Source organism: Moorena sp. SIO3B2 (assembly GCF_010692525.1).
Lineage (GTDB): Bacteria > Cyanobacteriota > Cyanobacteriia > Cyanobacteriales > Coleofasciculaceae > Moorena > Moorena producens.
In genome coordinates this window covers 1-5,737 of sequence record NZ_JAAHHE010000371.1, presented here as the reverse complement: position 1 = coordinate 5,737, position 5,737 = coordinate 1, and the positions used below count along the sequence as shown (strand labels likewise).

Annotated in this window: 5 protein-coding genes; 3 read left to right on the top strand and 2 right to left on the bottom strand. The window is 42.9% G+C overall.

Annotation, left to right across the window (positions count from 1 at the left end):
- Nucleotides 1-2,110 precede the first annotated feature (2,110 nt).
- On the top strand, nucleotides 2,111-3,502 hold the full coding sequence (locus F6K38_RS33895; RefSeq protein WP_287359487.1) for a cupin domain-containing protein: 1,392 nt from the start codon (nucleotides 2,111-2,113) through the stop codon (nucleotides 3,500-3,502).
- Nucleotides 3,503-4,299: 797 nt separating this feature from the next.
- Here the strand turns inward: F6K38_RS33895 and F6K38_RS33890 are convergent.
- Nucleotides 4,300-4,440 (bottom strand): hypothetical protein, encoded by a 141-nt coding sequence (locus tag F6K38_RS33890; protein WP_287359485.1) that lies wholly within the window; start codon nucleotides 4,438-4,440, stop codon nucleotides 4,300-4,302.
- Between the two features lie 91 nt (nucleotides 4,441-4,531).
- On the opposite strand from F6K38_RS33890, the gene F6K38_RS33885 reads away from it, so the two are divergent.
- Nucleotides 4,532-5,083, top strand: coding sequence for an Npun_F5560 family protein (locus F6K38_RS33885; protein WP_009149385.1), 552 nt, complete (start codon nucleotides 4,532-4,534; stop codon nucleotides 5,081-5,083).
- Between the two features lie 22 nt (nucleotides 5,084-5,105).
- On the opposite strand, the gene F6K38_RS33880 is transcribed toward F6K38_RS33885, so the two are convergent.
- Nucleotides 5,106-5,411 (bottom strand): hypothetical protein, encoded by a 306-nt coding sequence (locus F6K38_RS33880; RefSeq protein ID WP_287257157.1) that lies wholly within the window; start codon nucleotides 5,409-5,411, stop codon nucleotides 5,106-5,108.
- Between the two features lie 109 nt (nucleotides 5,412-5,520).
- Here F6K38_RS33880 and F6K38_RS33875 point away from each other — a divergent pair.
- Nucleotides 5,521-5,737 (top strand): 4-Cys prefix domain-containing protein (locus F6K38_RS33875; RefSeq protein WP_353737249.1); only part of this gene is annotated, 217 nt, incomplete at its 3' end.

The following is a 5,737-nucleotide window of genomic DNA, read 5'->3' as shown; positions in this document are numbered from 1 at the left end:
ATTTAAGGTCTTAACGCCAAATCCAATATCTGATCATAATCGTAATAAATTCTCCTGGATTTCCCGTCGGCTGAAGAGGACCCCAGTCAGTAAGTTGAGCGTAGCCCAAGCCATTAAGGATATACACGGTATGGGTTATTTGCTGGCGAGACCCTTTTAAAATGTACGGAACAACGAATCCGTTTGAATTATCGTTTGAATTTGGCTGAGAGTTTTGAGGCATAGTCGAATAATTGTTTTTAGGTTAATAAATATAATCATAATGATTATAAATTAATTTGTCAAGGGTTTTTAGATTTTTTTTTGTTGAGGGTTAATTGAAAGAAAGGTAAGCGGTAAGCAATCAGCTTAAAATTTTGCTCGTTTGCGTTCGTTGCGCCGAGGTGCTTTGGGTTAAATTTTAAGAGGTTAAAATAGGAAAGAAATTTAATAAAATTTAGTTATTTTGTAGGGTGCGTTAGGCGGTTTTGTTGAGAATATTATCTGGTATAACCAGAGTAGAAGCCGTAACGCACCGTGGTATTGGAGTATAAAAATAGATGATATTACCAGAGTTTAAGACGTAACGCACCATGGTATTTGTAAATGATAGCCACGCCAGTAGGGTGCGTTAGGCGGTTTTGTTGAGAATATTATCTGGTATAACCAGAGTAAAAGCCGTAACGCACCGTGGTATTGGAGTATAAAAATAGATGATATTACCAGAGTGGGGTAGGGTGGGCAAATAATGAGACTTTGTCCATAAGCTCAGTGATCATGTCAATTTGCCCACCCTACAAGAGCTAACAGAATTGCAAACCGCCGTATTGTATATAGGGGTAGGGTGGGCAAATAATGAGACTTTGTCCATAAGCTCAGTGATCATGTCAATTTGCCCACCCTACAAGAGCTAACAGAATTGCAAACCGCCGTATTGTCTATAGAGGGTGCGTTACATTTCATTAACGCACCCTACAAAGCTATTGGATGGCGTACGCCAATCTTGCTTTTATTTGTGTTCAAAGTCGGATTTGCCTAAGCAACCAGAATTTAGAGTACTCTCAAATCCACCAAGGATAACACGGCCAATAATTGAGCAATGTTTTGGGCTTATGGATATTCTTCCCGGTGATTATATATTTTTGATACTAATTTGGTAATTATTTCCGTATCAATATATACAAAAAGCTAGGCGTTTACCCTGTTTATGAGGTTTTATATGAGTTTTATGAGGTTTGATATGAGGTTTATGAGGTTTGATATGAGGTTTGATATGAGTTTTATGAGGTTTGATATGAGGTTTATGAGGTTTGATATGAGGTTTATGAGGTTTGATATGAGTTTTTATATGAGGTTTTATATGAGGTTTATGAGTTTAAAAATACTTTTAATTAGAGTTAATCTTTGTATTAAAGGAAGTAAACTTTCCTTTATTGAATACAATTACGAGTTGTGATTCTGATCAAAAAAAACTCATGCCCAAGCATGTCTAGCACGTACTAACCAATCTGTTGCCGTGGGAACAGGTCAAAGTTGCTGAACAAATGAACTCTGTACCATCAGAGCAAGTACCATCAGAGCGTGCTTACACCCATGAGGGAGCATGAGATTTAGTACAAATGTTCTGCAATTGTGACATGCTCCCATCCCATATGGTTGTAACCGTTAAAGCTGTTGAGTAACTGTCTGCGCAGCTAATAACCCCCTTGGCAATTAAGCACCACCTATGTGGCTTTTTTTGAAGGAAGGTTATCACATAAAACAGAAACCCGTGAACTTATTAGGTGTAGGGTGGGCAAATAATAATTGTTTCACCATTTGTACAGTTATCATCCACCTTTGCCCACCCTACAAAAGCGATCGCTATTGTAGTGCGATCGCACTGGTATTAGTCCCATATCCACAATAGACCACCATCACAATCGGTGAGGGAAAATAGTTGGGCATGGTTAGTCATTGTGTCATCAATCACCCTTAAGGGCGCTTATTACGCTGATTAGTGTGTAAATATTTAAGTATATATACTGATTTTTGGGGTTACTTTGACACTCCCACATCCATAGTTGTAGAATTTTCCCGTTCGCTGTACTGCGTTTATCACATCATTACGCCAGGAGGTATACCTAAAATAATGGACGAACATAACACTGGAATTGCCCGGAACACAATCATCGAACGCCTGCGGCTTTCTTTGGTTTCTTTGATTTTGGTGGCTGTGCTATTCCTTTTTTACACACCTATTGCCCTGGGTGCTAACGACGATAATACCTTTGAAAAGGAGGTTTTTCTTTCTAAGGACGGCGAAACTACTATCCAAAACAATGTTGGCACCCGAGAGGTTTTTAATCTCACCGTTTATCCTATTACTGAATGGACTAATAATGAATGCAACAACTATTGCGCAGACTTAATTCCTGATGGCAAAACCATTGAAGAATGTAAGACGGAAAATGTTTTTTTCGGTCTCAAATTTTACAGTGATCAATTAATGCAGCCAATTGACTGCACCCAAGGTGTAAACTGTGGTTTTAAGGAGATTTATCCCCTTCAGCCAGATTGGGTGTTTAAAATTAACACTCCTTCTGACGTCACCCAGGCCAAAATAAAAAATTTGGGTCAATGTCCTATTAAAATTGTGGCCACTGAATCCGAACCGTTGGAATTATGGTCGGGGTTTAAGGTCCAAGGGGATCCTGCATATGAGTTCGTTGAAGAGGTCCAACCGCCGACGGGAGATCCGATTGAAATTGAACATCCCAGCTTAGGTAACTTTGTCCCTAAAAAAGTATATTATTACGAAACAGGTGGCAATATAACTGCTCTCGGAGCTCTCAATACTATCTCCGCCTCCAATTTTCCCGCTCTCGGTGGTGGGGTTTGGGGCGATATCATGATCATGCCCGATACGATCCGTGCCCCACACTGGCATATGACCGAAGCTGAGTCCGGTTTCTGTTACCAAGGTTACGGTAAGGTCGGGGCGATTGTAGATAAGGACACCTTTCCATCATCCGACGGTAGCGGGTATGCAAACGATCGCATGGTTCAGGAAATTTTCATTCATCCTAATGAGATCTTCATGTTCCCAACTGGTGCTCAACACTACTTGCGGAATATCGGTACTGAACCGTTTAAATGCATCCTTTTCTTACGCCATGGCGTTCCTACTAACCCGAAAATATTGTCCGCTATTACTTTACAAAACGTACTTGGTCAGACTCCCCTAGGGGTCTCTGCTGCTTTCACCAATCCTAAAGATCCGAGTCTTAACTTAACCGGGTATACCGACGAAACATCAGAAGTCCCTTACAAGGATGCTGCTTCAATTTCTAACTATCAGAACGAAGCCTTTAAACCAAGTCAAGATTATTCCAAAATAACCGTAAAAAGTGCTGATGCCGACTGTACCCCGCCATCTTGGATGACTTGTGTTCCGGCAATCTGTCCATTAAAAGATTTGCCAGAAGCAGACGCATGCGCAAATGTCACCAATGGCGGACCTTATAAGTCACAGACTCCTTAGGCTCGGACCAATAGGTTTTGGTGAATTACAATACTAGGTAGTTTGAAGACCCTCAATCCCTAATTGCATATTCCTCACACTAAATCGTCTTTCGCTCCGCCTATGGCAACACCCCGAAAGACATACTGGGGAAGGGGATTGGGGGTTTATTTTCCTTAACATCCCCCAGACCTATGCCGTATTTTAAAAAAATAAAGAAAACCGAAGGCAAAGCCTGTTAAAGGAAAAGAATTTCACCGGGCTCGTGCCCAATTTACAACCCAAAATCCTATATTGAAGACGATACTGTCATAAGTAGTGCCTGCTGATTAGAATAGAACTTTTTTAGGGGGCACGGTGCTGGGCGCTGGGCCCATTGCGCGGCGACCTCACAAAAACAAACTCAGGTTTTTCTCAACGGTTTTTTTCTCAACAGGCGACTATCTTGTCTTTCTTCTCAACAAGATCCGGAATGACCCCTGGCCGCATCAGACAATATCGTTTAGAGCAACCGACCTTAGGCAAAAACCGGTTTGCCCCAATATCCAAGCGACTATGTTATTTGAGATTTGTCGGGGGATGGCTGGGGGGATACATCTATACCATCCTATATTTTTGGTCTTCTTACCCAAAGCACACCATACAAAATATAGCAGAAGTCAGAAGTCAGAAGTCAGAAGTCAGAAGTCAAACTCTTGCGCTTACAAAGGGTGTGAGACTTTTGTCATGTCCTAACTGCCCTGGCGACTGCTATACCTTCTATTTTGGGGATTTTATCCAATGGTGTTCCGTATATTGTAACATAATCTAGCCTAGAACTAACAACGAATAGTCGGGAATCGGGAATCGGCGTAGGGTGGGCAAATACATGTCATCTGACCAAATCCTCTGGATTCGTGTCCATTTGCCCACCCTACAAGTGCTTTCGAATGGTCAACTGCCGGGTTTCGATGGTACATTGGCTGCAACAGTATATTTTGTGATCAGTGATCGACACCCCCGGTCGCCATCTACTATTGAAAATTGTATAGTTACTTGGAGTGGTAAGCCATGGTGAGGCAGATTGAAACCCTATCGAGATCAGCTCTGCAAACGGAAGTATCTCACTTGCGGGAAGAGTTGCAGCTTAGAGACCAGTTAGTGCAGCAGCTGTCTCAAGAACTATTCCGCTTGGTGAAAGGGAATGCTAACTTCAAACCTCCCCAAGAGGTTTCGGAGCGCCATAAGGCTCAGATGGTGGTCTTGCGCGAACAGTTGCACGATGTGGAGCAGCAGGTGGAATTTTATCAACAGCAAATTGCCACCCGTGACACGGAAATTAAGCAATTGCGGGATAATGTAGAAGAATTAACCGAACGCTCTCGTCAGCTAGAACAAGTTGTACAAGAGCTACCAAAAATTTATCACCAGAAGTTTTCGGAACGGATGGCACCAGTTAAGGAGAAGGTGACCATGTTACAGCGGGAAAACCGACAACTCCACGCTGAACTCCAGAGTGTCAGTTACCGACTAGCGGTCAGAAGCCGCAATATCACCCGGGTTGATCTACCGAGCTTCAATCGTCAGAATGCTAGTCCAATCCCAACCTTTGGTAGTGTCTAAAAGGCTTAGGCTTAGGGGTGCGTCAACTGGATGGTTGAAGGTTAGTTAGTTGAAGGTTGAAGGTTGGTTTGTGGAAGGTTGAAGGTTGGGTTGTGGAAGGTTGAAGGTTAGATGGTTGAAGGTTGAAGATTAGTTGCGTAGGGTGCGTTAGGGGGGGCATGCCTTCATTTTCCGCCTCGAAGCCAGTGTATAGATAGCCCGCCCCGTAACGCACCACCGGGTCACACTGCAATAATAAGATCCACCCGTTTGTGGAAGGTTGTTCGCGTAGCGTGGCCGAAAGGCCAAGCTTGACGGTTGGTAGATTAGTTTCTTGGTAGGTTAGCAACCGTTAACAATGGGGAAAACTTGGGGAAAACTCGGGGAAAACTTTCAACAAATCTGTCAACTGGCTAACTTGTCAACTTGCCAACCCTTCGACTTGACCACCCCTAATCATGAGCTACTGTCTTAATCCTAAATGCCAAAATCCCCAAAATCCCGATCAGGCCAGGTTTTGTGCCTATTGTGGAACTAGATTACGATTAGGCGGACGCTTCCGTGCTCTGAGGCTGATTAGTATTGGTGGTATGGGGCGCACGTTTCTGGGGGTGGATGAGGCGGATGATAGCAATAGTAAGTGTATCATCAAACAGTTATCCTTACAACATCAGG

Excerpts from the sequence above, each read along its gene's own strand:
- F6K38_RS33895 (WP_287359487.1), top strand. The coding sequence starts at position 2,111 with ATGGACGAACATAACACTGGAATTGCCCGGAACACAATCATCGAACGC.
- F6K38_RS33890 (WP_287359485.1), bottom strand. The coding sequence starts at position 4,440 with ATGTACCATCGAAACCCGGCAGTTGACCATTCGAAAGCACTTGTAGGG.
- F6K38_RS33885 (WP_009149385.1), top strand. The coding sequence starts at position 4,532 with ATGGTGAGGCAGATTGAAACCCTATCGAGATCAGCTCTGCAAACGGAA.